This is a genomic window from Leptospira fletcheri, assembly GCF_004769195.1.
In the GTDB taxonomy this organism is placed as follows: Bacteria; Spirochaetota; Leptospiria; order Leptospirales; family Leptospiraceae; genus Leptospira_B; species Leptospira_B fletcheri.
Map to the genome: position 1 here is coordinate 735,784 of NZ_RQET01000004.1, position 26,068 is coordinate 761,851.

Annotated in this window: 24 protein-coding genes; 11 read left to right on the forward strand and 13 right to left on the reverse strand. The window is 47.7% G+C overall.

Annotation, left to right across the window (positions count from 1 at the left end; translation table 11 throughout):
• Window positions 1-115 precede the first annotated feature (115 nt).
• The 5 genes from EHO60_RS06730 to EHO60_RS06750 all read right to left on the reverse strand — a co-directional run bounded on the left by EHO60_RS06730 (window position 116) and on the right by EHO60_RS06750 (window position 5,696).
• A complete protein-coding gene (locus EHO60_RS06730; protein ID WP_135767375.1) occupies window positions 116-538 on the reverse strand; it encodes a response regulator in 423 nt (140 codons plus the stop codon).
• A complete protein-coding gene (locus EHO60_RS06735) occupies window positions 535-2,442 on the reverse strand; it encodes an ABC transporter ATP-binding protein (RefSeq protein ID WP_167880164.1) in 1,908 nt (635 codons plus the stop codon). Before EHO60_RS06735 ends, EHO60_RS06730 begins: the two co-directional genes overlap by 4 nt.
• A 4-nt stretch (window positions 2,443-2,446) precedes the next feature.
• On the reverse strand, window positions 2,447-3,025 hold the full coding sequence (locus tag EHO60_RS06740; RefSeq protein ID WP_135767376.1) for an anthranilate synthase component II: 579 nt from the start codon (window positions 3,023-3,025) through the stop codon (window positions 2,447-2,449).
• Window positions 3,022-4,446, reverse strand: coding sequence for an anthranilate synthase component I (trpE, locus tag EHO60_RS06745; protein WP_210409344.1), 1,425 nt, complete (start codon window positions 4,444-4,446; stop codon window positions 3,022-3,024). Before trpE ends, EHO60_RS06740 begins: the two co-directional genes overlap by 4 nt.
• Before the next feature lie 86 nt (window positions 4,447-4,532).
• Window positions 4,533-5,696, reverse strand: coding sequence for an acyl-CoA dehydrogenase family protein (locus tag EHO60_RS06750; protein ID WP_135767377.1), 1,164 nt, complete (start codon window positions 5,694-5,696; stop codon window positions 4,533-4,535).
• Window positions 5,697-6,266: 570 nt separating this feature from the next.
• Between EHO60_RS06750 and EHO60_RS17115 the strand changes: the two genes are divergently transcribed.
• Window positions 6,267-6,428, forward strand: a complete 162-nt coding sequence (locus tag EHO60_RS17115; protein WP_167880165.1) for a hypothetical protein — start codon at window positions 6,267-6,269, stop codon at window positions 6,426-6,428.
• Window positions 6,429-6,818: 390 nt separating this feature from the next.
• Here EHO60_RS17115 and EHO60_RS06755 read toward each other — a convergent pair whose 3' ends face one another.
• A complete protein-coding gene (locus tag EHO60_RS06755; RefSeq protein ID WP_246028165.1) occupies window positions 6,819-7,667 on the reverse strand; it encodes a patatin-like phospholipase family protein in 849 nt (282 codons plus the stop codon).
• Between the two features lie 120 nt (window positions 7,668-7,787).
• On the opposite strand from EHO60_RS06755, the gene cutA reads away from it, so the two are divergent.
• From cutA to EHO60_RS06770, 3 genes are all read left to right on the forward strand, one after another.
• Entirely contained in the window at window positions 7,788-8,105 is a 318-nt protein-coding gene (cutA, locus tag EHO60_RS06760; RefSeq protein ID WP_135767378.1) for a divalent-cation tolerance protein CutA, read from the forward strand.
• 94 nt (window positions 8,106-8,199) lie between these two features.
• A complete protein-coding gene (locus EHO60_RS06765; protein ID WP_135767379.1) occupies window positions 8,200-8,817 on the forward strand; it encodes a hypothetical protein in 618 nt (205 codons plus the stop codon).
• Window positions 8,814-9,383 (forward strand): hypothetical protein, encoded by a 570-nt coding sequence (locus tag EHO60_RS06770; RefSeq protein ID WP_135767380.1) that lies wholly within the window; start codon window positions 8,814-8,816, stop codon window positions 9,381-9,383. The genes EHO60_RS06765 and EHO60_RS06770 overlap by 4 nt, the downstream gene beginning before the upstream one ends.
• A gap of 37 nt (window positions 9,384-9,420) precedes the next feature.
• On the opposite strand, the gene EHO60_RS06775 is transcribed toward EHO60_RS06770, so the two are convergent.
• Window positions 9,421-11,178, reverse strand: a complete 1,758-nt coding sequence (locus tag EHO60_RS06775; RefSeq protein WP_135767381.1) for a CocE/NonD family hydrolase — start codon at window positions 11,176-11,178, stop codon at window positions 9,421-9,423.
• Window positions 11,179-11,326: 148 nt separating this feature from the next.
• On the reverse strand, window positions 11,327-12,445 hold the full coding sequence (locus tag EHO60_RS06780; RefSeq protein WP_342775988.1) for a helix-turn-helix domain-containing protein: 1,119 nt from the start codon (window positions 12,443-12,445) through the stop codon (window positions 11,327-11,329).
• A gap of 151 nt (window positions 12,446-12,596) precedes the next feature.
• Here EHO60_RS06780 and EHO60_RS06785 point away from each other — a divergent pair, with 151 nt between their 5' ends.
• Complete coding sequence (locus tag EHO60_RS06785; protein WP_135767382.1) at window positions 12,597-13,898, forward strand: OmpA family protein; 1,302 nt, start codon at window positions 12,597-12,599, stop codon at window positions 13,896-13,898.
• A 13-nt stretch (window positions 13,899-13,911) separates the two neighbouring features.
• Here the strand turns inward: EHO60_RS06785 and EHO60_RS06790 are convergent, their stop codons facing one another.
• Window positions 13,912-16,293 (reverse strand): sulfatase family protein, encoded by a 2,382-nt coding sequence (locus EHO60_RS06790; protein ID WP_135767383.1) that lies wholly within the window; start codon window positions 16,291-16,293, stop codon window positions 13,912-13,914.
• Window positions 16,294-16,501: 208 nt separating this feature from the next.
• Between EHO60_RS06790 and EHO60_RS06795 the strand changes: the two genes are divergently transcribed.
• The 3 genes from EHO60_RS06795 (at window position 16,502) to EHO60_RS06805 (ending at window position 17,858) form a co-directional block, all read left to right on the forward strand.
• A complete protein-coding gene (locus EHO60_RS06795; RefSeq protein ID WP_135767384.1) occupies window positions 16,502-16,954 on the forward strand; it encodes an FAS1-like dehydratase domain-containing protein in 453 nt (150 codons plus the stop codon).
• Between the two features lie 13 nt (window positions 16,955-16,967).
• A complete protein-coding gene (locus EHO60_RS06800; protein ID WP_135767385.1) occupies window positions 16,968-17,384 on the forward strand; it encodes a MaoC family dehydratase in 417 nt (138 codons plus the stop codon).
• A 108-nt stretch (window positions 17,385-17,492) separates the two neighbouring features.
• A complete protein-coding gene (locus tag EHO60_RS06805) occupies window positions 17,493-17,858 on the forward strand; it encodes a hypothetical protein (RefSeq protein ID WP_246028168.1) in 366 nt (121 codons plus the stop codon).
• A gap of 12 nt (window positions 17,859-17,870) precedes the next feature.
• On the opposite strand, the gene EHO60_RS06810 is transcribed toward EHO60_RS06805, so the two are convergent.
• Window positions 17,871-19,970: a SpoIIE family protein phosphatase gene (locus EHO60_RS06810; RefSeq protein WP_135767387.1), complete on the reverse strand. Its 2,100-nt coding sequence runs from the start codon at window positions 19,968-19,970 to the stop codon at window positions 17,871-17,873.
• 240 nt (window positions 19,971-20,210) lie between these two features.
• On the opposite strand from EHO60_RS06810, the gene rssA reads away from it, so the two are divergent.
• The 3 genes from rssA to EHO60_RS06825 all read left to right on the forward strand — a co-directional run bounded on the left by rssA (window position 20,211) and on the right by EHO60_RS06825 (window position 22,617).
• Entirely contained in the window at window positions 20,211-21,131 is a 921-nt protein-coding gene (gene rssA / locus EHO60_RS06815; RefSeq protein WP_246028169.1) for a patatin-like phospholipase RssA, read from the forward strand.
• Between the two features lie 98 nt (window positions 21,132-21,229).
• The gene (locus EHO60_RS06820; RefSeq protein WP_135767389.1) at window positions 21,230-21,985 is read left to right on the forward strand and encodes a tetratricopeptide repeat protein; all 756 of its coding nucleotides are present in this window, start codon (window positions 21,230-21,232) and stop codon (window positions 21,983-21,985) included.
• 11 nt (window positions 21,986-21,996) lie between these two features.
• A complete protein-coding gene (locus tag EHO60_RS06825; protein WP_135767390.1) occupies window positions 21,997-22,617 on the forward strand; it encodes a DUF2062 domain-containing protein in 621 nt (206 codons plus the stop codon).
• 10 nt (window positions 22,618-22,627) lie between these two features.
• On the opposite strand, the gene EHO60_RS06830 is transcribed toward EHO60_RS06825, so the two are convergent.
• The 3 genes from EHO60_RS06830 to EHO60_RS06840 all read right to left on the reverse strand — a co-directional run bounded on the left by EHO60_RS06830 (window position 22,628) and on the right by EHO60_RS06840 (window position 26,063).
• Complete coding sequence (locus tag EHO60_RS06830) at window positions 22,628-23,671, reverse strand: 2-dehydropantoate 2-reductase (RefSeq protein WP_135767391.1); 1,044 nt, start codon at window positions 23,669-23,671, stop codon at window positions 22,628-22,630.
• 105 nt (window positions 23,672-23,776) lie between these two features.
• Window positions 23,777-24,700 carry an esterase/lipase family protein gene (locus EHO60_RS06835; protein ID WP_135767392.1) on the reverse strand — a complete coding sequence of 308 codons (924 nt, stop codon included), beginning with the start codon at window positions 24,698-24,700 and terminating at the stop codon, window positions 23,777-23,779.
• A gap of 349 nt (window positions 24,701-25,049) precedes the next feature.
• The gene (locus EHO60_RS06840) at window positions 25,050-26,063 is read right to left on the reverse strand and encodes a zinc-dependent alcohol dehydrogenase family protein (RefSeq protein ID WP_135767393.1); all 1,014 of its coding nucleotides are present in this window, start codon (window positions 26,061-26,063) and stop codon (window positions 25,050-25,052) included.
• Window positions 26,064-26,068 lie beyond the last annotated feature (5 nt).

Sequence of the window (26,068 nt, forward strand, 5' to 3'; positions counted from 1 at the left end):
TAATTTTTTTGGGACGAAGTGTCGTAAGCTTCGAGTTGTGAAGAACGATATTCGAAGTGATTTGTTTATTTATTATGGATTTATGATAAATGGAGGAAGAAGGGCGAGTTGATCTTTAAGGATAAAGGAATAGGGTTTTTTCGAAAGGTTCCGAGGCGAGGCCTGTGGGTAGCATGACCACTTTGCCGTTTTTTAACGGAACTTTCGGAATCATGAAGCTGATCCCGGCAAAAGAAGGCAGAAGAAATTTACTGATAGCCATGACTCCGAAAACGTCGAACCCGGTCGTGGCGATGATTTTTAATCCCCGAAACCCGTCTTTATGGATCTTGCGGATCATCCATAACCCGGAGGTTTGGGTTTCCATCGTAATGTCCGTGATCACTGCGGCTAGTTCGGACCGGTTCTGTAAGAAAAGATTCCACCCTTGTTTCGCGTCGATCGCGCGTAAGACTCGGCAACCGAGATTTTCCAGATAGACCTTCAGATTATTTGCATAACGATCATTGTCGTCGACTACGAGAACTAGAGGTTTCACGGTAGGATTTCGGCTCCTGCGTATTGGTTATCGGTCAGCTTTCGGTAAATTCCGTTCTGTTCCATTAAGGAAAAATGATTTCCTTCTTCTATAATGCGCCCGTTGTCCATCACGATGATTCTGGGAATATCTTTGATCGTGGAAAGGCGATGCGCGATGACGAAAGTGGTTCGATTCGCGAATAAGCGTCGAAGAGCGTCGCTTACGAGTCGTTCCGATTCCAGATCCAACGCCGAAGTAGCCTCGTCCAGGATCATGATTTCGGGATCCCGGAGTAAGGCTCTTGCTATCACTAACCTTTGGCGCTGCCCTCCCGAAAGATTCAGGCCTCTCACTCCGAGAAAACTGTCATAGCCCCGATCCATTTTTTTGATGAAATCGTGGGCGTGAGCCAATCTCGCGGCACGGATTACGTCTTTTCGAGTCGCGCCGGGTTTTCCATAGGAGATGTTTTCCGAAACCGTTCCGTGAAACAAAAAGATGTCCTGGGTCACAATCCCGATCTTCTTTCGAAGTCCGGATAGGGAAAGATCCTTGATATTGACTCCGTCGAATTCGATGGATCCGGAACTCGGATCGAAGAATCTGGGAATCAGGTCCATCAGAGTGGATTTGCCGCATCCGCTAGCTCCTACGATCGCGATCGTTTCGCCGGCTTTTACGTTCAAATTGATGTCTTTCAATACTTCCGTGCTCGTCCCGGGATAAGCGAAGTTAACGTTTTTGAATTGAATGGATTCGGAGAGTTCGAAGGATTCCACCTTCGCGATTTCGCTATGGTCCTCCGTTTCCAGGTCCACGATCTCGAAAATGCGTCTTCCGGCGGAAATCGCTTGGGACACTTTACCCACCATTTGGGATAGTTGAGTTAAGGGTCTTAGGAGAAACAATAAAGTCAGGAGAAATGCCATGAAATCTCCCGTGGAAAATCGGGAAGTTCCCGAGCCGGCAAAGATGAATTTCGCTCCTAAAGCAAAGAAGCCGAGCACTACAAGCGAAGAGGTCAATTCCACGAGACTCGGGGCGACTTGAAGATAATACTGTCCCTTGAAATTCCTGCGATAAACGTTCTGGTTGATCTTTCCGAATTTCTCTTTTTCAAAGCGCTCCGTATTGAAGATTCGGATCACTTTAATACCGGAAATCATTTCCTGAAGATTCGCGTTTAAATCCGCCATCTTCTCCTGTAGCCTTTCCGTAGAACGGGTGATCTTTTTCGTGAATAGGGTCACGGGCAGGATGATGATCGGAACGGAAGCGCAGGCGATCAAGAGTAGCTCGGTATTCAGATACAATAAGACGATTAAGTGAGTGATGACGTAGAAAAAATTGATCGTCGCGTCCCGAAAGTTGGACGAAATCACCGCCGCTACCACTTCTACGTCGTTGATGATCCGACTCATCAACAGCCCCGTTTTTTCCTTAAAGAAGAACGTTAAAGGAAGCATTTGGTTCTTTTCGAAGAGTTCCTGTCTGATGTCCCGTACGGCTTTGTATCCGGCGGTAGCCAAGCAGAAAACGGATGCGAGATATGTGATCAATTTGAGGCCATAGATAGGCAGAATAAGAAGGCAAACCGCCCACACCACCTCTTTGGGCTCCATGTATTTCGTTCTACCGTTCGACCACTGCTTCGCGTCCACCAAGATCTTTTTGACCCGTTCTACGGCATCCAAACTGTCGTAACCCTGGTATCTTTCCTTCAATAGGATGTCCTGTTCAGGCTTGGTAAGTTCGAATTGGAATCTGGTATTGGGATCCGCTCCCATCGTATCGAAGAGGGGAATGACTGCTGTGAGGGAGACTGCATTTAAAACCGCGGTGGTCAATGCGAACAGGATGCCTAACGTGAATCGGTACTTGTACCGGACCGAATAAGCCATTAAACGGAAGAATATCTTCATCGCATCAGCTTTCGGAAACGATCCTGGAAAAGTTTCGGACCAAATCCAAACCGTTCTGAGTCATGATCGATTCCGGATGAAATTGCACCCCGAAAAGATTCGTTTTGTTTTTGTGCCTAACCCCCATGATGACCCCGTCCTGGGTTTTGGACGCGATCTCCAGGTCTTGCGGAAGGCTTTCCGGTTGGATCACCAAGGAGTGATAACGTGTGGCCAAAAAGGGGGACGGAATTCCTTTGTATATGTCCATTCCGTCATGTTCTATAAGACTGACTTTGCCGTGCATGATGCTAGGGGCGTTGACGATTTTTGCTCCGTAGACGAGTCCGATCGCTTGGTGACCTAGGCAAACTCCTAAAATAGGGAGTCGACCGGAAAGCTCCCGTATGACATCCAGGCAAACTCCGGAATCTTCGGGACGTCCCGGGCCCGGACTTAAAACGATTCCTTGCGGACTTAATTCAGAGATACGGTTCAGATCTATTTTATCGTTCCGAAAGACTTCCACCTTGTTTCCGATCTGGCAGAAGTATTGGTAAAGATTATAAGTAAAGGAGTCGTAGTTGTCGATGAGAAGGATCATCTATTCCATTCTCCTTTGAGGCCGTTCCGGGCGAAGTCCACCGCACGCAAAAGCGCGGCCATTTTATTTTTCGTTTCCTCCAGTTCGCCTTCCGGTGAGGAATCATAGACCACGCCTCCGCCTGCCTGTACGAAAGCTCTTTTTCCGTAAAAGGAAATGGTTCGGATAACGATGGCCATATCCGTATCGCCCGCGTAGGAAATGTAACCGAGGGCTCCTGAATAGATTCCTCTTCGAGTCTTTTCTAACTCGTCTATGATTTCCATGGCCCGAATTTTCGGAGCTCCGGAAACCGTTCCGGCGGGAAGAGTCGCCCGAAGCAGATCATATACCGATTTTTCGGGATCCAATTCGCCGAAGCATTGGCTTACGATATGCATCACGTGGGAGTATCGCTCCACGATCTTAAATTCTTGCACCTGGACGCTTCCTGGTTCGCAAACTCTGCCTAGATCGTTACGTCCCAAATCCACCAACATGATATGCTCGGCAATTTCCTTGGGGTCGGAGAGAAGATTGTCTTCCAACGCTTTATCCGATTCGGGAGTCGCTCCCCTCGGGCGCGTACCCGCGATCGGTCTGAGATAAGTCTTGCGATTTTGGCATTTGACCATGATCTCCGGAGAAGAGCCTACGATGGAAATATCGTCCAGCTTCAGGAAATACATATAAGGACTAGGATTTACGGTTCTCAATCCGCGGTAGACTTGAAACGGCGGAACTCCCGGATGGAACTCCAGTTTTCTGGACGGAACGACTTGGAATATATCTCCCGCATAGATGTATTCCTTGGCTTTCTGGACCGCTTTTTTGTATTCTTCATCCGGAATATTCGGAAGGTATTCGAGAGGCTCCTGCGTTTCCACCGGATGTCTCACCCAGCCAGGGATTTCTCCTTCTCTAAGCTCCCTTTCGATCGAATCGATTCTTTCTAAAGTCGTTTCATAACAAGCTTTCGGATCTTCGAATTCTGACAGCCTAGCGTTCACGACGATCCGAAGTAATCTGTCCACGTGATCCACGACCAGAACTTCGTCGTATAAGGCGAAGTAGGCGTCGGGAGCAGGTTCATCTTCCGGTTTCTCGTCCGGAATCGTTTCGTAATAACGGACGCATGCATAGGATAGAAAACCTACCGCTCCGCCTTGAAAGGAGGGAAGCCGGGGATCCGGAACGTACACATCTTCGCCCATGGAATATTCCAAAAGGAACAAAGGATCGTACGTAATGATTTCCGTTTCGGGTTCGTTCCGCTTGGAAATGTAGAACAATCCGTTTTTACCGTACAACAAACGGTACGGATCCTTTCCTAGGAAGGAGTTCCTACCTACGTTCTCTCCTCCTTCCACGGATTCCAATAGAAAGGAATGCTTGGCCTCCGTTCCCCCCCATTTCGCAAAAAGGGAGACCGGAGTTTCCAGATCTAAAAACACCTGTTTGAAGATAGGAATCAGATTCCCGGAACGGGATCGTTCCAGGAACTCCTCGTATGTAAGGGAAAATTCCTTCAGAGGTTCGGTCCTTCGATTCCCTTCCCTTCGGAAAGGTAACGGGAAATAATCAATCGCTGGATCTGCGACGTCCCCTCGTAAATCTGGAAGATCTTCGCGTCCCGCATCAATTTTTCGACGGGATATTCCGAGTTGAATCCGTAGCCGCCCAAAACCTGGACAGCGTCGGTGGTGATTCTCATACAAGCATCGGCGCAAAAAACTTTCGCGATCGAGGCCTGGTACGTGTTTCTGAATCCTTGGTCGATCAACCAAGCTGCTTGGTAGCAAAGAAGACGACCCGCTTCGATATCTCGGGCCATTTCCGCGATCATAAACGAGATCGCTTGGTTCTCCATGATCGGTTTTCCGAAGGCGGAACGCGTCTTGGCGTATTCGAGTGCGTGTTCCATCGCAGCACGTGCGACGCCGACCGCTCCGATTGCGACTCCCGGACGGGTATGATCGAAGGCGCCCATGGCGATTTTAAATCCGTCTCCTTCCTTGCCAATCATCTGGCTTTTATGCACTTTCACCTCTTCGAAAGTGATTCCGCGGGTATCCGAACATTTCTGACCCATGTTTAGCTCCTTCTTTCCTACGATGACGCCTGGAGCCTTGGAGCTTACGATAAAACCTGTGATCCCTTTATGGCCTGCTGCCGGATCCGTTTTTGTGAGAACGAAAAACCAATCCGCATAACCCGCGTTGGTAATCCACATTTTGGAACCGTTGATAATGTATTCGTCTCCGACCTTTCTTGCCGTAGTTCTGATTCCGGCCACGTCGGAACCGGCTCCCGGTTCCGTGACAGCGTATGCACAAAGCTGGAATTGTTCCGTCATCGGCTGGACCCATTTTTTCAGAACTTCTTCGCTGGCGCCGATCAAAACCGGAGCGAGGGCCAGATTGTTCGCCAAAATCGCCGTGGCCATGGCGGAACATCCCCAAAAGAGTTCCTCTCCGATGATCACATCGTCCAATTCGTGCATACCGGCTCCGTTGAATTGCTCCGGAATATGGATGTTCATTAGGCCGATTTCCCAGGCCTTTTTCAGAATTTGAAGGGGATATTCCCCGGTCTTATCATGATGTTCGGCCTTGGGGCGAATTTCGTTTCTGGAAAAATCTCTGGCCAAATCCCGGAGCGCTTTTTGATCGTCCGACAGTGCAAAATCCATTCTATAGATACCTTATATGGGATGTCGGGACCTCCGGGAACGGACGGATGGTTTTTTCCACCTCATCCCGAGCGACCTCCATAATTGTGTCGCGTCCTTCGGCAGAAACAAGCGCAGAATGCGATCGGGCTTCACCCGTTAAAAAGTGCGGGGATGGTGGAATTTCCCTAAGGAACCCTAAGATACAGGTTCTATGTGGAAGGTTTCGAAGTCAAGAACGTACGTTCCGGAGATTCGACCGGGAAATTTTACGATTCGTAAGTCAACTGCCGGGTTTCAGGCATTTTTAATTCTATTTTTGGGAGGAAGGCCGAGTTCAGGTCTGCGGATTTAGGCGACAAAATAAATTGCCGGTTGAGACCAGGCAAGGGAGTCATTCCGTTCCGTGGGAAAGATTTTTTTTCCATTTTTTTTGAATTTTTTGGAACAAAAAAAAAGGCGTCCAATTTAGTAATTTTTTATATAGGATAGTGAATTTTGATTGTTGCGGACGGATTTAAAAAGAAAGTATCTTATCCCCAGGTCGTTTTGGCACGTTCCAGGACGACCAATTAAAAAAGGAAGATCACAATGAAAAAACTTCTACTCGCCGTTACGGCACTCTCTCTTGTTGCAGCTTTTGCTCTCAGCGCGGAAGAAAAAAAAGAAGCTCCGAAAAAAGAAGACCACAAAAAAGAGCACCACAAAGCTGAGCACAAAGAGCACGCTGAAAAGAAAGAGCACAAGAAGTAATCCGGTGACGGATGAACCCTTCGCACTTAATTCGAGTGTGGAGCGACAACTGGGCTGCCCGAAAGGGCGGCCCTTTTTATTTTTTCCGGAATTTGAAATCGGGACGAATTTAAAGAAAAAAAGGGGATCTTCAGCTGTTAGGGTAAAAAAATGCCGGCGTAACGAAAATACCGTTAGCACCGGACTAAGTGTGAAGCGACGATCGGACCCTAAGCTAAAAGGGTCCTGATTCGTATAAATGCTGCCGTTTTGGAACCTGTCAGCTACTTTTTCCCGAATGGAATGGAGGAGAAAATTTTGGAACTGCTATTCCGGTGTTGCCATTCCGAAGTGCTTTTACGTTCTGGCTGGAAGGGGAAAGTCGAATGTCAGAAATATTCGAAAATCTACTTAGGAAGCCGCATTTAAAATTCTGCTTCGATGAGAATGCGCGGATCTTCTGCCTAACTCTAGAGCTAGTCTTCCGTTTTTCATCCGGTTCGGGTGTAAATACGGTGTTTGGGTCGCGATACGCACGATCTGTTTTCCGTATTTTTTCGCCAAAAGGTCCTTCAATTCCCGAGTCTCGCTGCTGATCACGTCCACGGAAGCGTCGAACGCCCGGAGTAAAGGTTGTTTGGATTTCGGTTTTCCGTTATCGATCTCGTGAGTGATGATTCGTTTAATACTAGGGTCTAAAATAAGTTCTTTGATCGGTTCCGCATCCACGACCCCTCCGTCTAGAAACTCATCCCCTTCTATGATCGGAATTTCGAATAACAAGGGGAAGGTCATGGAGGCGAGGATGATATCGATCGCATTCCCTTCCGTCCGCAACTCCCTTACTCCCTTGGTCAGGTTAGAGACCGCCACGCCCATTGGAATGGGGAAGTCTTTCAGATTCTTTTCTCCCAAATAGGGTTTGAGTAGGGTACGGATTCTGGCTCCGCTCAAAATGCCGGAGTACTTTCGGAATCCTTTCCGAAGAGGTTTCAGGATCTGTGAGATCGCGTTCCCTTCCCAAAAATCCTTTTTTTTTAAAGTAAGAATGAATCTCGTAATTTCCTCGGGCGGAAGTCCCGCCGCGATCAAGGAACCGATCAATGCCCCCGAGCTAGACCCCGTGATTTTGGCCGGACGGAATCCGATCTCCTTCAACCCTAGGACAAAGCCGGAATGCGCAAAGAAACCGAAGAATGCGGAATTCAGAGATAAAGCGTCGAAACGTTTTTTGATCCAGAGATTCGGGGATTTGGCCATTGGAATGTGATAGAAACCTGGGCGCGGATTGTCCATATTTTTAAGCGAATATTTTCTCCGAACCGGATTCCAAATCCGAAAATGAGTTTTTAGACCGCGAGTCAGGATGCGAATGAACGTATGGAATTCCGAACGATCTATATCACGACCAAGAACGAAGAGGAGGCTCTCCGGATCGGAGAAACCCTTGTTACGGAGCGTTTCGCCGCCTGTGCGAATATTCTTCCGAAAATCAAATCCATTTACCGATGGCAGGGACGGATCGAAAAGGACGAAGAATCCGTTCTGCTTTTAAAAACTAGGGCGGATTCCGTAGAAAGGCTGATCGCAAGAGTAAAGGAAATGCACGAATATACGATTCCTTGCGTGGTGAGCTGGAAAATCGAAGAAGGGAATCCGGACTATTTGGATTGGATCGAAAAGGAGACTTCAAAATAATGATTTCCTTTCCGGAGAGGATTTCCTACCTTCGGATCGTTTTATAACCTAGATCGGTCACATTCCTGATCGGAAAGATTCCAGGAGGCGAAACATGGACGGAATTGCGGAGAAATTTTGGGAATGGTTTGCGGGGCAACATCCCGACTATTCCCGTTTGGATCGGATCGAAGACGAAGAACGGGACAAAAGGTTCGACGAATTCATGGATCGTCTTCAGGAAGTAAACGAGGAATTTTATTTCGAAATCTCCGGGGGAGAAGAAGGTCCCCAGGAATTGACGATCATCACTGCCGGTGGAGAGGAGCTTTACGGACAGGCGGAGAGATTCGTGGATCTGGCTCCGGAAATTCCGGGATGGGAAATTTTCTCCGCAGACCATTCCCAAGCCCAGGGTTTTACCGTTTCCTATGAAGGGATCGAACTGGATTCTGAGGAGATCTGGTTTTTACCTCTCGAAAATTCCGACCAACCTGACGCCTTCGGCCTGCGCGTAGGACTTCCGGATTACGAGTCATATGCACAGCATACAGGATTGAGGACGGCAATTACGATCCTGCTGGAGACGGTATTGGGTGAGGAAGTCTTTGCCCAGGAAGTGCAGCATTTCGAGATGGCTGCGCTGCCTCCCGATCCTGATGAGGAAGGATATATCGAACTCATCGAATTACCGGACTATCTGGAGTGGAGAAAGGAGAGAGAAGATTCATGAGAAAAACGGCACTGCTGTTCGTGATCTTTCTCGCGTTTCCGTTTTGTAGGAAAGAAGTCGTTCCGGTTCTCTCCGAATCCTACGACAAAGAAGGCATTCGGTTTTCGTACCCTAAGGGCTGGCAGGTGAGCTCCGACGAGACGTTTCAGGAAGGAAAAACCAAAACTCGTCTGATCAATCTGGACATGATGAGCGGAGAAGCCATGTTTCAAGTGATCGTCCTCTACAGCGAGACGGACGAGGCGTTCTTTCTTTCGACCGTGGATAGTATGCGCGGAAGAAAAAAGGAGTTCTTCGTCAAAAATAACTCCGGAACCGAGGTGCAAGAGGAAGGTCTGGTCGCGTTAAACGACAATTTACCAAAGGGAGTCACCTTGGGCGTTCGGGAAAAATATACGGTACAGGCTAGGGGAGAAACGTTCAGTTATCTGAATCGTTTTTATTTTTCACAATCTCCCGGTTTGTCGCTTTTCTTTACCACACAAACCGCCGCAGAGAAGGACAATCAGGACGAACCGATTTTTCGGGCGATTTTAGAATCCTTTCAGGCTTCCTCTAAGCGTTAAAAATCGGGTCCCGGTACGGGACCCGATTGTGAGATTCTTATTCCGCCTGGATGACCAGGGTGGATTGCGGGTTGGAACTGTGCAGGACATTCAATGCGTAAATCAGCACGGTCGGCACCGCATACAAGGGATCATACGTATCCATTGCGATGGCGATCCTATGTCCCGCGGGTAGATCGTATGCCACGGCGTTTAAATCTACGGAGAGGCTACGGACTTCCCCCGAAGCGGCGTCGAAAATCGTAGCGGTTCCGTGGGTGATCAAGGTTCCGATTCCGGAGCTGTCCAAATCGTAGAAATACACGTTCAGGTTCGCTTTTCCCAATGAGGAGGAGATCCGGCCGTTCCAGAAGATCTTTCCTCTGATATTCAAGGCACTAGGAAGAGGATCCGACTCGTATACGATTCCGTTGATTCTGCTTACCAATTCCACGGGTGCGGTTACCGGAACGTCCAGATGCGCAGCCAGAATATCCGAAATCAGAGGGACGCCGGTAGTCGCGATCGTATCCGCTCCCGATAGAATCATGGTATTCGAATTCGAGGTATTTTGAGTCGTGGAAATCTGTCCGTCCGTAAAGAAGGTTCTGGGTTTGAGATAAAACGTCTTTTGGCTTACGGTTGGGGAAGGCCAAGCGGAAAAACTGACCCGATCGCCGTTGAACCTTTTTTGAAAGGTTACGGGAGGTTTGCTCATGATTCCGTTATCGATTCCTTTTAGCCAGTAGTCGAACCAATCGTACGCGTTCGTCCAAACATAATTAGATAATCCTAAAATCCCTCCGATCTCCGCGCTGGCATGGATCCCTTCATTCATATCCAACTTTTTGGGAACGGTGAGCTGGGAGTAATAGTCCAGAATCTCGTTCGGATTAAAGAGGAAGTCCTCGAAGTTATTGGACATATAAACCGGCTTTCCCGCCGCGTTGATTTGGTTTACGAAATTGTCCGGGGATCTGTCTTGGGCCCAAGAAGATACCGCCGGAATATTCGTGTGTGCGAGCAAGCTTTGAAAATTCTGCGCGATGATCGGATCCATGTGTCCGGTAAAATAACCGGAAGCGATCAGAATGAGTCCCCATACTAGGCGCGGAGTGTCGTTTCCATACAGGGAACGTTTTAAATCTCCCCATCCGCTCATCGCGACCGCGGTTTTAATTCTAGGTTCGACGCTGACGCCGAGTAAGGAAATTCCCGCTCCATAAGAAATTCCTCCTATTCCGATATTCGCGGAGTCAACGGGCGCATTTGCCAACAACCAATCCAGGATGGAGCTTAAATCCGACCGGTCGAGTGGACCTGCAGTGTTGATGAGTCCGCCGGAAGTTCCGAATCCTCGAGTGTTATAGGTCAAAACCACGTACCCTTTCTTAGCCAGTTTCGCTGCCGGCACAAGGTACTCGTATTTGTTGATCGCCCAACTATTTACGAATACCACGGCCGGAACCTTTACTCCGGAAGGAAGGTTTGCCGGTTTGAAAATATTCGCAGTCAGCACGACTCCATCGGAAGCGGTTACCTGGATAGAGTCGTCAAAAGTAAAGGACCCATCGTTTTCTTGGGCAAACGCCGCATTGATTTGGCTCGTGGCATCGCTGGTGCTGTAAGTGGCGGCCTGGGCCGTATTCACTTGCCCCAGGGCAGCTTGGGAGCTTCCGGGAACCAAGGACGCTAAAAGGGCTGCGTTTTGCCCCGAGGAAGTTCCGGATTCGTTCTTACAGGAGGAAAGAACTCCGGAAATAAGAAGTAACAAAGTTATGTAATACATAACTAACGTTCGATATCCAATTCTCATTTTTTTATTTCTCCTTAAGCTTTTGGCATGGGCCGTTTCGTTCGCTTAATACAAAAGGAGTATATAGATGAGGGTTTTGAGATTCGTCTCGGATCTTGAATTGAGACGAATTAAAGGTCTTGATTACGGATTTAAGACTTTTTGCGAGTCAGGAATTTTTGAGACTACGAAGATATTCTCGGGGAGAAAGGCCGGTCACGGATTTGAAAGCCAGATTGAAAGTCGCTTTGGAATTAAAACCGGAACGGTACGCGACGGAAAGTATGTTCGCATCCCGTTCTTTCTTTAATAGCTGCATCGCTTCTTCGACACGGAATGAGTTTACGAAACGGGAAAAATTCGTTTTTCGATGTTGGTTCAGATATTCGGACAATTGATATGGTTTGATATCCAATTTACCGGAGAGAACCTGGAGAGAAAGATCCTCCTCTAAATAGAGTTTTTCCTTTTGCATCAATATTTCCAATTTCTGTTGTAACGCGTTAAGATCTACGCTTTCCAGTCGCGAATTCTGATAGGCTTCACGGACAGACGGGCCGATTTCATGAAAGATCTGAGGAAACCATATTTGGGCTAGGTATCCGATCGCGGCGTAAGTTATGGTTCCGACCACGGAAATGAACAAAAGATGAATATCTCGTAAAAGATAAGCGAGTACGATCAGAAACGTAAGGCTTCCGCTTCCGAAAATGATATACAATAACAACCTCGCTCCGGTGCTTTCCTTCAGATTCCGAATTTGAAAGATGGATCTGGTTTCCCATACTACGCGTAAATAGTAGCACAAGTTTCCCACGTAGGCCAATAATAGTAGGATATCCAACCAACTAGTTCTACCCGTCGTGAAATATTCGATCGGTTTGGATGCGAAAAGATTCGGGGAAAAAAAGGAAATCAGGGGAAAGCCGAGAAAAAAACCGACTGCGGGCGCATAAAAAACCAATTCGAACCGGGAAAACTTTCCTTCCGTCGCGGTAATGGAGAATAGGCTGTACATTCCGGGACCTAAAAGCCAAGCAAACGGAATGTAAAAATGGTTTATGAACGAAGGTTCGAAATAAATATCCTTTAATAGAAAGTAAACGGAAAGAATTTCTGCGGATACGCTGACACAAAGAAGGGCAAGAATCCGAAAAGTAACGGTGCGCTCCGGTCGAAGCATTGCTCCGGTTCCAATGAGCAAACAGTATAAAAATCCGAAGAACGTGATTTCCTGTAGGAAAGAATGCACGGATTTAGGAAAAATCAGATCGGAGGTCGTTGTCAACCGATTTCAATTCGAATCTATCCCGGCTTTCGTCCGGAAAAAACATCGGATATAAAAACGGATTCCGATTTGTACCAAGGAAAAGGGACCTCTTCCTTTTTTTAAGCGAATTCACCCTAAGTTTCTTCGGGAAAACATCGACACTAGAGATATGGCTCCGATTCGGATATTCGTTTTGTTCTGTTTATTCTCTCCTCAAGTATTGTTTTCCCAGGACAGAACCTTATTTAGATGGAAGTTGAAGGCCGGCGACGACCTGGAACTGAACGAATACCACAGGGTGCGGGCGAGGCAAGGGGCTAGAATCCTGAATCGAGAGGATAAAAACCGTATCCTTTTGAGGGCGGAAAACTGTAATCTTCAGGGTTGCGAACTGACTGGTGTTTTTGATACGTACACGAAGTTTCCGGAGGTAGATCCCGCTTTTTATAAAGACAAAACGTACCGGAGTCGCTTCTTTTTGACCAATCTAGGGGAATATCGGGTGCCTCCCGAATACACCATGCCCAACCTCAGATCCCTTCCCGGTTTTTCGGAATCCGAAGTTCCGGAAGGAGGGCAATGGACCATGTCTGCATCCGAGAGTTTCCAATTTCCGAGATCAAGGATCGAAATTCCGGTGGAAGCGAAATATTCCTTTCGGGGGATTCGAGATTGGGAATATGCGGGAAAGCGCGGGAAGGCAGAACTGATAGAATATAATTATTCTCTCATGCATGACAGTGAGGTTATCTCTGCGGGAACTCCATATAAGGTCTACGGTTTTGCGAAAGGAAAAGTGTTTTTCGACGCACAGGCAGGCGTTCCGCAATATAAACATGTTCAGTTGGTTTACACGTTTCTATATCCGAACGGCATCGCCTCGGAAATGGCCTTCGATATCCACGGGATCTACAGCAAGCAGAGAAGTCTGACCGATCCGGATAAGGATCGTATCGAGGAAGAGATAAAGAAATACTTAGGAAGACCTGCGGACCCGAAATCTCGTCCGACCGGAAAAAGGGAATCGAAGAGGAACGGTTTGGATTGGCCGGAATGGGAGCAGGAACCTCCCGAACCTCAAGGCGGAAACCGGGCGCCGGTAGAGGTCAGAAAATCGGAGGAAGGAGTTACTCTTTCCCTAGATAATCTTTTGTTCGATACGAATCGTTCGGATTTGAAGGAATCTTCCCGGGAAGTCCTGGCAAAAATTGCGGAGGTTCTGAAGAAATATCCCGACAAAGAAATTCGGATCGGCGGACATACGGACGACCGGGGCAGCGCCGATTATAACTTAAAGCTTTCCCAAGACCGAGCTTTATCCGTTTTACAGGAACTTCGTGATCATCACGCGATTTCGGAATCGAGAATGTCGTATAAAGGATATGGTAAAACGAAGCCGATAGCGGATAATGCCTCCGAGGAATCCAGATCCAAAAACCGTCGTGTGGATATCACGATCGTACTGGATTAACGAGAGGCAGCTTTTACTCGTGTATATAACCCCAGCTCTCCAACACTTTACGGACTTCTTTTCCTAACGCGGCCTGTTCCGCAGAGTCCGAATTTCCGGAAAGACCGGCGTCGTTGTAAAGATAGGGAACTTTGGAATTAGTGAATTCGTAAGGGACACGGGAGGAAGCTACGATTTCCGGCGCAAAAAGATAGACTTGATTTGCCGCTTTTTCCGTAAATCCCCATTTTCCGGATTTGTAACTCTCCATCACTCCATCCTTCCATAAGGAAAGTTTAAAACGAAACGTCGGTTCCACCGTCTCCACCTTTAGGATCGCCTGTTTCCCCGCCGCTTGGTCCAATCGGATCGAGATATTTTTCTGCCCCAGCGACAAGGTAGTGGACGGAACGTCCGTATCGAACTTGTAGATTCCGCCTTCCACATACAGTTCCATTTTTCGAACGCAATTTTGCTCGGGAGCCGGGAGTTTAAGGATAAAGGAATTCTTTTTCAAAGAGTTCCCGGATAGCGCTTTTCTCGCCTTTTCCAGCAGAGGGCCGTTTTCGAGGGCTAAATTTCTAGTTTCATGAGGATCCTTTACCAAATCGTAAAGTTCTTCCGGCATTTTGTGCGGTTCCCCTTCTCCGGTTCTACGAACGCTATCGTAACCTGGATATCTTCGGATCAGCTTAAAGGATTCGGTTCGGATCGATTCCGAAAATCTTCCTTCGGTATATACGCTTTCCTCGAACGTCGGGCCTGTTTTTCCGTACATAGCGCGAGAATAATCGTTGCCTTTGCATTCATTCGGAACACAGGGAAATTCCATCGCCCCGACTAACGTAGGAAAAAGGGAAAGTAGGGAAACCTGTCCTTCGAATTTCCGTTTTCGCACCGAAGATTCGAATCGCTTCGGGGGATGGAGAATCCACGGAACCTTGATCTCTTCTTCATAGTGGCTCTCTCCGTGGGCGTGAAGATTTTCCGCTACGAAATGGTGATGATAATAATGTTCGATTTCCTGGAGTTCCCCGTGATCGGCGACAACGGCGATCCAAGTTTTCTCGTACACTCCGTTGCGCCTTGCTTCCTCAAGGATTTCTCCGATCACATGGTCCGTGTAAAGAATTTCCGCCATGTATTTTTTCACGTAAGGATCGTATTTCGCCCACACTTCTTTTGGAGTCGCTTTTTCCAGCGCTTCGAGATATTTACGCTCCGGTAGATACGGATAATGGGGAGTGTTAATATTGATATGTAGAAAAAAACGCCTGTCCTTATTTTCTCTCAGGAATTTTTTGGATTCCGCCAATATCAATTCCGTATCCACTTTGTCTTTTCCGGGTTGAAACAATCGGTGGAATCCCAAATCGACTCCGACCCCGGTGTAATCCAACAGAAAAACGTTATTCATCAGGCTTGCGGTTACAAAACCCGCGTCCCGAAGATGATTCGGTAAGGTTTTCGGTCTTTTGGAATAGAATATTTTCCGGTGTAGATTTGTGGAATAGAACCAAGCGTTTCCCATTCCGAGTTCGGAGGCGATCTGTGAAGTAAAGAAGGAAAGCATAGACGGTTTGGTCCAGTTTCCGTTGGCGAACGCATTTTCGAAGATTACGGATTCTGAAGAGAGTCGATCCAGAACCGGACTGGTCGGAACGGGAGAACCTCCGAAACCGAGACGATCAGGCCGCAGAGCGTCCACCACGATCAAGATCAAATTCTCCGGAGATCCCCATGCATCGGAGTCCGCGACTTTGGAAAATAGCAGCGGTTCCCCTAGGAAGAGAAACGAGTTTCCATCTTTCGGGAGCCATCTAAAAGTCCATTGAGGTTTCGGGTTCTCGAACAACAAACGGGCCGCCGGAATTTCCAGCGTTACTTTATGGTCTTCCCAAGAATTTCCGTTTCCTTCCAGATATCCTGAAAAGACGGATTCCGAACCGAGAAGGATCTCCAGTTTACCGGAGGAGAGAGCTCTTTCTCCGTTTGCGGATAACAATGCAGTGGAAAAGGAAAGGAGAATGTTTTCGGGAGACTTTAGCTTTTCTCCCTTTTTCAGGAAGGTCGAAGAGATTCTGCAATCCCCTCCTTGGAAGAAAAAGAGACTATCTCTGGAATCGTTTAATAGATTTTCCTTATCTAACAGAATCGTAAATTGGAGATTTCTCCATCTTTCCGAAACGGGAAGATCGGAGTATCGAGCCGGATTTTTTTTATAATGGTAAGCGATCCTTCCGATTTCTTTTTCCGGATTTCCCGCGCATTTGCTCTCGGGTTCGGACAGTGCGCGCACTCCGTCCCATACGAGGAGTGACGGGTCTTCCTGGCCGTATGTACGGAAAAACGACGGTTTACAATCGATTAGGCAAAGAAAAAGCCCTAAAACAAGATGGATTTTACATCGAACCATGAGTGGAATCTAGGTACAGGATTTTTAATTTCCTTCCGCTTACAACCCGAAACCGGGTAAATGAACGGTATTCGGCGAGACGAACGTTCTGTTTCTATTGCATTTGTTCCGTAAAAAGCAATAGACCGGTAAACTCGAAGGTAAAAAATGAGGGCGGCAGTACGACCTCCTTTAAGATAGGAGGCAGGATCCAAATTAGGAAAGGATTATGGCAGAAAAAGGCATATCAAAAGACCTGATCGGTACGAAACTGGACCGCTACGAATTCGACGTAGAGCGCGGGAAAATCCGCGAATTTTGCCAGGCGATCGGCGAGACCAACCCAATATATTTCGATGTGGAAGCGGCCAAGAAGGCCGGTTACGAGGACGTTCCCGCTCCGCCTACGTTCCCCACCGTGATCCAGTTCTGGGGTTATCCCAAGATCTGGCAGGATATGGAGAACATGGGAGTCGACATTTCACGTATCCTTCACTTAAAGGAAAAATATACTTATTTGAAAACGTTATACCCAGGAAGAGTTTCTTCCCAAGGGGAATGCGTTAATGTGACCGTGGGTAAGATGGATACGATGACGTTCAAGACGACGATTCGCAACGCCAAGGGCGAAGTCGTGTTGGAAGTGGAGATGGCCATCTTTATCAGAAAGCCGGGACAGTGATCGGAGGACATCCATGAGTAAAATAGAATTTGATAAATTGGAAGTGGGGCAGGAACTTCCGCCTCTTAAGACGGAAGCGGTTACGCACGCGAATCTAGTCCGGTACGCCGGAGCGAGCGGGGATTTCAATCCGATCCATAACGATCCCGATTTTGCCCGTAAGACGGGTTTGGACGGAACGATCGCTCACGGAATGTTCGTCATGGCTCAGATCGGAAGGCTCTGCACGAATTGGGCGGACCAAAAGCAGATCAAGGAATTCGGAGTCACGTTTAAGGCCATGACCAAGCCGGGTCAAAAATTGACCTGTACCGGAAAGGTCAAACGTAAGAAGGAAGAAAACGGCGAAAAACTACTGGTGGTAGCGGTCGAAGCTGCGGATGATTCGGGGGAAGTAAAGGCTTCCGGCGAATTAGTCGTAGTTTGCTAGGATTTTTCTAACAAACCGGTTTGCAAGCCCTCGATTTTCGAGGGCTTTTTTATTTCTTCACGATATCCGAATAGATAAAATTCGATTGCCCTCGTAGGGAATTGAAGTATGCATTTGCGCATGATGAACGCGGCTAAAAGTGTGCAATATTTCGGCGTCTTCTTGTTGATTGAAGGGACTTTACTGATCCTGGTACCGGATCTTTTCCTTAGCTTTTTCCTTCTGCGCGCGGAAGATGTTTGGGTCCGCGTGGTCGGAGTCGCTTTGGCAATATTAGGATATTTTTATTTTCGAATGGGAAGCTGGAATATTCGTCCTTTTCTCTGGTTGACGACTCATTCTAGAAGCTTTCAGTTCGCAGCGATCGTAACTTTCGTTTTATTCGGAATGGCAAGTCCGATGCTCCTATTGCCGAGTGGATTCGAATTTCTCTGCGGGTTCGTTACCTTTCTTCTTTTGAGAAAAGAAGGGTGAGCAATATTTACCTTAAGAACGACTTGAGCCGGCAGGCTGCTCCCTAGATTCGATCGATATGATGGTGATATCGTCGTATCTTTGTTCGTCTCCTCTGGATCTTTCTTCCATCTGCACTAACTCTTCGAGCAGTTCCTGAAGGTTGGAAGAGTGCATGGAATTCGCTTTGATCGCAATGGAATCCACGGTGCTCCAGCGGTTCTCCTTCCTTCTATTTTCTATAAGCCCGTCGGAAAATAACAGGAGTCTACTGCCGACCGGGAAAGGAAAAGTATTGAATTGGATTTCCAGATCATCGAAGAGACCGAGAATCGGGCCAGTTTTATGCAATAGTTCGTACGCAACGTCGGGTCTGAGAAGTACTTGATCGGGGTGTCCCGCCGACGCATAAAGCAATTCCTTTTCCGCCAAATAGATATCTGCGACGAAACAAGGAAAGATGCTTTCCAACGTATCGAATTTTCTCAAAAAGCGTCCGTTCAGCTCTCTCAATACCTCGGTAGGGCAATCCAATTTTTTGAGTTCCTCGTATTCCGTCTTCAGAGCCATAGTCATCAAACTGGCTTGGACCCCATGGCCTACCGCGTCCGCCAGCAGCACGCGGATCTTGCCCGGCCGAACTTCGGAGATATCCAGAAAATCCCCTCCTACCTTTTCGAGGGGTTTGTACACGTATTCGAAACGGATGCCCGCAATTTCCCGATCCGGAGGGGTCAGTATCTTTCTCTGTACGTTTTGTGCGATCTCCAATTCCCGGTTGATCTGTTGCAGAGTATCGTTCAGAGTTTTGGTCCGATCCTCGACTTTCTGCACGAGCTTTTCCTTCATCTCGAACAGTTCGAGGTTCATCGTTTGCAAATCCTCGGTCAGGATTTTCGCTTCCTTGTATTTGGAGGAACGATCCGACGCGATGACCAGAGATTGGAGGAAGACGAAGAATACCAACGCAAAATGGGAAACTTCGTATGAGGAGACCTTGAGCACATAGGTATAGAATAGGTCGATCCCTATCCCTAAGAATAGCAGTCCGGTTCCGTATAGAATATAAGCCGAATTGTTTTCCTTGTCGAAGTCGATCGTATAAATCACGTATAGGATGTACGCGATCACGATTCCCATAAATATATGATAAATCACTAATTTTTCACTGTTGAACGCGAGGGAGCCGAATAGAGTCCCTATGGCGAATACGATAGCGATAAATATGGAGCCTTTAACGAACGTAGTGGAAACGTAAGCTTCGAACGTGCTTTGAAAAAATAAAAGATAAAACGGGACGCTTACGATCAACGGAATCTGGTCCAGCAACTGAATGGCTTCCTGAGGAAGGGAGGGAAAGAATTCCATCAACAACTTTGCGTTCGTCACCAGCGCTCGAACGCTGATCGCGATGCTCATAAAGCCGAAATACAAGGGGGCTTTGCTCGATCTCAGATAAAGATAAAGGGAAATATGATAAAGGCCCATGATCATCAGGCTGGAGAACGCGAAAATATCCGAAAAGATCGTTCTCGTCCGATAACTTTCCATGACGTCGGCGGGTCCCATCCTTATCGGCGAAATGATTCCACCTTGCCGCGAATAATAATTGGATACGAAAACCTCCAAGCGGACTTCGTTGGAAGGCGCGATAAACGAATAGAATTTGGGTTGGACCCTCGGGACGGTTTCTTTCGGAGAATGGGAGGGGTGCCCCGTTTGTCCGAGCTGGATTCCGTCCATGTAGATAGCGTAGGAAGTAAGGACGGAACCCAAGCCGACGGTCAGTACTTTCCCCACCCATACGTCCGGAATCAATATCCGCAGACGGTAGGTTCCGTAGCCGATTTTTTCGTAGGAGGAATGGACCTCCGTTTCCCGGTTCCAAGCTCCCGGTACCGTGATTTTGCCTCGGAAGGTTTCCAGTACCTTTCCCGCTTCCTGGCTCCAAAAAAATTCCCATTCCCCGGAAAGATCGACAGGACCGGTCGACGCGTCCCGTATCCCGCGCAGATCTATGCTACCTTGGTAAGCCCGGACATTCTCCTCCTTATGCGACGGCGTCAACGTCAAAAGGAAAATCAGAAATCCCACCGGGCCCAAAAGGAAGAATAAATACTTAGATATGTGCATCTGTTGGGAATTCCTAAATCATCCTCTGCTTCCTATCGCCGTAAAGTCAATCTTTCTCCGCCTAACATAGACGACTGTTTTCTAAAATTGGAAAAAAATTATTGTCCGATTTCGAAAAGGGGAATCGAAGACCGGAGTTCGGAAAGTAAGGCCTTCTCGGAACTCTGGCCTTAAATCAGACGTTTTTTTTCCGGCTTTCGCTACGCAAGAATGGACAAAAAAAACCGTAATAGGGAAGTCTTGAACCGTAGTTTCGAGGATAAAATGGGAAATAACGGAAGCCGAATCGTCGGCCTTGCCTTGGGGAGCGGTTCTGCCAGAGGTTGGTCGCATATAGGAGTGATCCAGGAATTGGAGAAACTCGGAATCTATCCTGACATAGTTTGCGGGACGTCCATCGGTTCTTTGGTAGGCGCCTTCCACGCGGCAGGGAAACTTTCCGCGCTCGAGCGGTGGGTGGAAAGTTTGGAATGGCGGGACATTCTCGGCTTTATGGATTGGAGCTTTGGCGGGGGATTAATACGGGGGAAAAAACTTTTCGACTTTTTTGCCCAGGAATTCCGGGATGCGGAAATCAAGGACCTGGTCCTTCCTTACGGAGCTGTCGCCTCCGATCTGGATACCGGAGTAGAAGTTTGGTTAAGAAGCGGGTCCGTTTTCGAGGCGGTTCGTGCTTCCATTTCCTTGCCCGGAATTTTTACGCCGGTCGCAAAAGAGGGAAGGTGGCTTGTGGACGGAGGGCTAGTCAATCCGGTTCCCGTTTCCTTATGCCGGGCCATGGGAGCCGATTATGTGATCGCCGTGGATCTGAACCAGGACCTTTTGGAAAAAAAAGAAGAAGAGGAAAAGAAAGAAATTTCTCCCGAATCCGGCTCTCGCTGGAGGTCCTGGACCGCCAAATTTTGGGGCAAAGACTTGGATGAACATCTCCAGAAAGAAAAGGATGAAAAGCCCGGAATCATGGAAGTGGTTTCCAAAAGCATCAATATCATGCAGATTCGGATCACTCGCAGTCGTATGGCCGGCGATCCTCCGGATGTTTTGCTCGCTCCTAGATTACGTTATATAGGGTTGATGGAGTTCCACAGAGGCAAGGAAGCGATAGAAGAAGGAAGAGAGATCGTGAGAAAAATGGCTCCCGCTTTAATCATTCCGAAATGAACGGATCCGAATTAGGGATTGCAATGAAAACGACAGGTTTCAGACTTCTATAAGGATCCCTCGGACATAGACATGGCAAAGGTTGTTGCAAGGTTTTTATGAATCGATTTTCGTTCGGTTTCTTTTTGATTTTCGTTTCCTTTACGCTTTCTTGTAGAGAAAAAGAAGAGCCCCCCATTCTGGAAATCAGAGACATGCTTGATTCCACACATATAAGCGAATCGATCGAAAAAGCGAAAGTACAAGCGGAACGTTCCGGAAAAACGGACCAAATTCATTATCTGCGCGGTTGGATCCAATATTTAAGGAAAGAGGACGATCAGGCGGAAAAAGAGTACCGCGTTTGTTTAAAAGAAAATCCGGAATCCTACGATTGTTCAAGAGGGATCGGTCTGATCGAACAGCACAGGAAGCATTATGAAAAGGCGGATTTCAACTTTCAGGAGGCTTTACGGAATGCGGAAAAACGGAAAGACGCAGAAGCGATTTCCGTTTTGAGAGTGGATTTGGGAAATCTACTATTGAGACAGAATCGTCGTTCTGAAGCGCTCGGCGAATATGAAAAATCCTTAGTCGCAAAGCAGGATGGGGCGGCTTATTTCGGTCTAGGACTGACGTCTCTGCTGCAAGGAAACCGAGCTAGGTCTAAGGAATATCTGGAGAAGGGATTGAAGACCCCTTACAGGGATTCCATATTGAAAGCGGAAACATATTATCTACTGGCAAGGTTGCAATACGATTGGGAAAAAAATCCGCAAGCGGCCGCCGTTTCCGCAAAGAAAGCGTTCGAGCTGTTTCCGGCTAAACAGGAATATGCGAAATCCTGGGAGCAGTATTCCAAAGCGGCAAAATAAGGTAAAAACCTGTGAAATATCTTTCCATATTATTCAGAATCGTTCACAAACAGATTATTCTTCCTTTCCAAGAGTCCCACGCTCCAGTCAACGAAGTCTGTTTGGGAACTTCCGTCGGCCTCATCTGGTCCATGACTCCTCTGATAGGCATCCAAATGTATCTAGGTCTGGCGACTTGGATCCTTTTCAGGATCATCCGGATCCGTTTTTATCTCCCGATCGCCATCGCTATGATCTGGATCACGAATCCTGTGACTTTACCTTTCTTTTATTATATCTTTTATGTATTAGGAAAATTTACTCTTTCAATTCTCGGAATACCTTCCGCAGAATTGGATTTCCGAGTGATTTACGATGTGATGGCCAAATCGGAATCGATGGGATTCCTTTCCGGTTTGTGGTATTGGACCGTGTTTCTTTTGGATCGTATGGGTCTTCCCATGTTTATCGGGGGATTCGTGGTTGGAATCCCTGCGGCAATCGCGGGCTATCCTCTCACCTATAAGATGCTGAACGCTTACAGGACGAAGCTCGCCGAACGGGAAGGGATCACTCTGAAAGAATGGGAAGAAAAGCATGTAAGAAAAGACATCGGGCTCTTTTCCGAAAAGCCTTCCTTGAATCCTAAGTAAAGTTCGGATTTTAGAATTTTAGCCCGAGCCGATTCGCGAGAATCTCGGGATTGAATTGCGCGGATTTGGGTTTCTTTTCCGCCTCTCGAATGAGGGAAACGATCGCACGGTTGATCGGAGCTGCGTGACCCACACGGTCCGCCAATTTCAGGATTTCCCCGTTTAAGCTGTCCACTTCGGTCGTCCTTCCTTGGTTCAGGTCTTCCCACATGGAAGATCTGGCTTCCGGATCGATTTTGATCAGGCTAGATGCGACCCTGAAAAATAGCCAATCCGGAAGTTGTAGGATGGTAGGCGCCAGTTGTGGGATCATTTTTCCGGTTCGAACCGGTCGGATTCCGGCAAGTTTCAGGACTTCGAAGGCCTCCGACATCATTGCGGAAAGGATTTTACGATATCCTCTTTGGGAAAGTTCCTCACGGAGCGGAATTCCCGCAAGAGCGTTGAGGCTATTGTTCAGGTTGAACAGTAGCTTTCCCCATAAGACTCCGTCCATATTGGGGTGGGTCTCCGCTTCCAGGCCCGAGCTTCTCAAATAGTGGACCACTTTTTTCCCGTGCTGGTTGTCTTGAACAACCAGGTGCCCGCTCGTTCCTCTATGAAATTGGCCTTTTCCTTTGGCTACCACGTTGAAAGGAACCATTCCGGCCAAAATTCTTTCTCCCAGATGAGGAATCGTTTCGTACAGAAAAGACTTGTTTCTCACGCCGTTTTGAAAGCTGAGCACGATCGCTTTTTCCCGTTCCGAAGAGGATAGGTGTTTGTTCAGCGATTCCCCCAATTCCTTCGTATCCCTACTTTTTACGGTGATCAAAAAAATGGTAGCGCCTCTGACGTCCTTTAGGTCCGTCACGTACTCGATCTTGTTGGGCGGGATGGAAAAAAATTTCCCGGTAAAATCCGAAATTCCGAGACCGAACAGTTGTACTTCTTTGCGGTTCCTCTCCCTTCCCACAAAAACCACGGGAAAACCCCCTTGTACCAGATGTGCGCCTATATAGGTTCCGATACTACCGGAGCCCAGGATTGCGAATTTTGGGAGATCCTCATGCATACAGGGGCCAAAGATTGCCGGTAAAACCTGAAAAACCAAGTAAAATAAAAAACCGGGAACCCCTTTCGGAGCACCCGGTTTTCCAGCCCTAGGTCGTTCTAACTACTACTGGTTCGCTTTTGCGTTGGAAGCCATTTTCAGGAAATAACCTTCCACATCGTACCAAGTTTTGCCGGAATTCAGCGTATTGGAAGCTTCCAAGTGGTCTACACCGGTGGTCAGGATTCCGTAATCCGGGCCTCCGTTGAAAGTTCCCCATTTTAAGGAAGAATACGGAACCAGTCCGTCACAGGTCGCACCCTGTCCGTTGAACAATCCACCTGCTGCACAAGCGGGCTGGAGGATTCCCATTAACGGGTGTTGGATGAGATCCGGGATGGTGATATAGGATCCGTAAGAGTAGTATTTTACGCCGGAAGAATTCGGAGTATAAGAGTTAAACAGAGCGGTTCCCGAAGTAGTCAGGGATCCCAGTGCTGCCAAAGCGTCCTGTTGTCCGCCTCCGTAAACCAATTGAACTACGACTCCAAGAACAGCGCTCACGAAAGGTTTGATCCAATCCGGAAGAACATTGCTGATTATGTCCGCTATCGGAGAACCGCGGTGGGGGGTGTTTAGGGTGGTCAAAGTGGAAACTTTGGAAGAAAGGCCCAAATTAGAGATTGCATACCGGCTGTCCAATCCGCCTTGGGAGTGGCCGAGGATATGCACTTTCGTAAAGCCGTTGGCAGCCATATAGACGTTGATCTTGCTTGCCAATTGTGCTCCCCGAACTTCGTTGGATTGGGCCGCAGTCTTGGTCGGAGCATAAACGGTAGCTCCTTGAGAGGTCAGGTACGAGTCCATTCCTCCCCAATAACTGATAATGCTGATGACTCCGCTGGAATCCGTTCCCCATCCGAACAATCCGTGGGAAAGGATGATGGGATATGCTCCCGCCAACGGTTTGGAGGAAGATCCCCCTCCGGATGCGAACAATGAGCCGCTACAAATAAATAGGATCAACAAGGAAAGTCCTAGTTTACGCATGGAATGTTACCTCTTTTCTCTTCACTATTCTCTAGTTGTCGTTTTCAGATTCGCTTTGTGGGTTTGTTCGCTTTTTTATCTATGTATCGCTCGGTATAGGAGCGCTTAGGTACTCTATTCCAAACAAATGCTTTGTCAAGAGAAAACGTTCGAAAAAAGAGATTTAAAAAATACGTTTGATATGAAACTAAATTTTATAAATAACGATAGTTATCTATAAAAAGTCCGATCCCGGTTCTGGAACTTGTTCAGTGAAAGCGAATCTCAGATAAAAGTGAACAATTGTTTATTTTTTGGAAAAAAAACGCGCAAAGAAGTATTGAGTATCTTGTTCAGAATCAATTTCCGCTTACGGAATTCGAATGACGATCTTTCCAAAGTGGGAACCGCTTTGGAGATATTCTAATGCTTCTTTGGATTCTTGCAGTGAAAAAGTGCGATCGATCACCGGTTTCAGTCCTGCACTTTGTACGGCTCGGTTCATTGCGAGAAAGGAGTTTCTCGAACCTACCACGATTCCCTGTACCTTGATCTGATTCATGACGAGAGGGAGAAGGTTCAAATCTTTCGTAGAGCCCGCTAAGATTCCGATGAGATGAATGGTTCCGAAAAGTTTTACGGCTCGGATGGATTGTTCTAGAGTTCCCGCTCCTCCCACTTCCACTACGTGATCGACTCCTAACCCGTCGGTCCATTTGCGGACTGCGTCTCCCCAATCAGGAGTGCGTTTATAGTTGATTCCGAAATCCGCTCCCAGCTCTTTGCCTCGCGACAATTTTTCGTCGGAAGAGGACGTTAGACAAACTGTTGCACCCGCCAGTTTTGCGAACTGCAAAGCGAACAAGGAAACTCCACCGGTTCCCTGTATTAAAACGGTGTCTCCCGGTTTGACGCGGTTTTCCACGAAGAAGGAAGACCAGGCGGTCAACGCTGCACAAGGAAGTGTGGATGCTTCTTCGTAACTCAGATGGGAAGGTGCAAGCACCACTCCGCTTGAAGGAAGGATCGCAAATTCCCGAAGGGTTCCATCCAGAGGTCCTCCTAGAGTCGTGCGGAGTTCTTTCTTGGAGGCCGGGCCGTCGATCCAATACGGGGCAAAGAGTGCGTTGACCTTGTCTCCCGTACGGAATTCGGATACGTCTTCCCCCACTTCCAAAATTTCCCCCGCACCGTCACTACAGGGAATCAGCGGGATCGGAAATTTAGGATTGTATTTCCCTTCCACTACCAGGATGTCCCGGTAGTTCAGGGAAGCCGCACGGAACCGGACCAATACTTCTCCCCGACCTGGTCGTCCCGGATCGGGGAGGTCCACAATCGAAAGATTCTCTTTTCCGAATGCGTTTAACCGAGCGGCTTTCAAGAGAG

Excerpts from the sequence above, each read along its gene's own strand:
- EHO60_RS06820 (WP_135767389.1), top strand. The coding sequence starts at position 21,230 with ATGAATCGATTTTCGTTCGGTTTCTTTTTGATTTTCGTTTCCTTTACG.
- EHO60_RS06810 (WP_135767387.1), bottom strand. The coding sequence starts at position 19,970 with ATGCACATATCTAAGTATTTATTCTTCCTTTTGGGCCCGGTGGGATTT.
- EHO60_RS06770 (WP_135767380.1), top strand. The coding sequence starts at position 8,814 with ATGAGAAAAACGGCACTGCTGTTCGTGATCTTTCTCGCGTTTCCGTTT.
- EHO60_RS06790 (WP_135767383.1), bottom strand. The coding sequence starts at position 16,293 with ATGGTTCGATGTAAAATCCATCTTGTTTTAGGGCTTTTTCTTTGCCTA.
- EHO60_RS06755 (WP_246028165.1), bottom strand. The coding sequence starts at position 7,667 with ATGGCCAAATCCCCGAATCTCTGGATCAAAAAACGTTTCGACGCTTTA.
- EHO60_RS06735 (WP_167880164.1), bottom strand. The coding sequence starts at position 2,442 with ATGAAGATATTCTTCCGTTTAATGGCTTATTCGGTCCGGTACAAGTAC.
- EHO60_RS17115 (WP_167880165.1), top strand. The coding sequence starts at position 6,267 with ATGAAAAAACTTCTACTCGCCGTTACGGCACTCTCTCTTGTTGCAGCT.
- EHO60_RS06785 (WP_135767382.1), top strand. The coding sequence starts at position 12,597 with ATGGCTCCGATTCGGATATTCGTTTTGTTCTGTTTATTCTCTCCTCAA.
- EHO60_RS06765 (WP_135767379.1), top strand. The coding sequence starts at position 8,200 with ATGGACGGAATTGCGGAGAAATTTTGGGAATGGTTTGCGGGGCAACAT.
- EHO60_RS06750 (WP_135767377.1), bottom strand. The coding sequence starts at position 5,696 with ATGGATTTTGCACTGTCGGACGATCAAAAAGCGCTCCGGGATTTGGCC.
- EHO60_RS06835 (WP_135767392.1), bottom strand. The coding sequence starts at position 24,700 with ATGCGTAAACTAGGACTTTCCTTGTTGATCCTATTTATTTGTAGCGGC.
- EHO60_RS06830 (WP_135767391.1), bottom strand. The coding sequence starts at position 23,671 with ATGCATGAGGATCTCCCAAAATTCGCAATCCTGGGCTCCGGTAGTATC.
- EHO60_RS06775 (WP_135767381.1), bottom strand. The coding sequence starts at position 11,178 with ATGAGAATTGGATATCGAACGTTAGTTATGTATTACATAACTTTGTTA.
- EHO60_RS06795 (WP_135767384.1), top strand. The coding sequence starts at position 16,502 with ATGGCAGAAAAAGGCATATCAAAAGACCTGATCGGTACGAAACTGGAC.
- cutA (WP_135767378.1), top strand. The coding sequence starts at position 7,788 with ATGGAATTCCGAACGATCTATATCACGACCAAGAACGAAGAGGAGGCT.
- EHO60_RS06800 (WP_135767385.1), top strand. The coding sequence starts at position 16,968 with ATGAGTAAAATAGAATTTGATAAATTGGAAGTGGGGCAGGAACTTCCG.
- EHO60_RS06805 (WP_246028168.1), top strand. The coding sequence starts at position 17,493 with ATGCATTTGCGCATGATGAACGCGGCTAAAAGTGTGCAATATTTCGGC.
- EHO60_RS06740 (WP_135767376.1), bottom strand. The coding sequence starts at position 3,025 with ATGATCCTTCTCATCGACAACTACGACTCCTTTACTTATAATCTTTAC.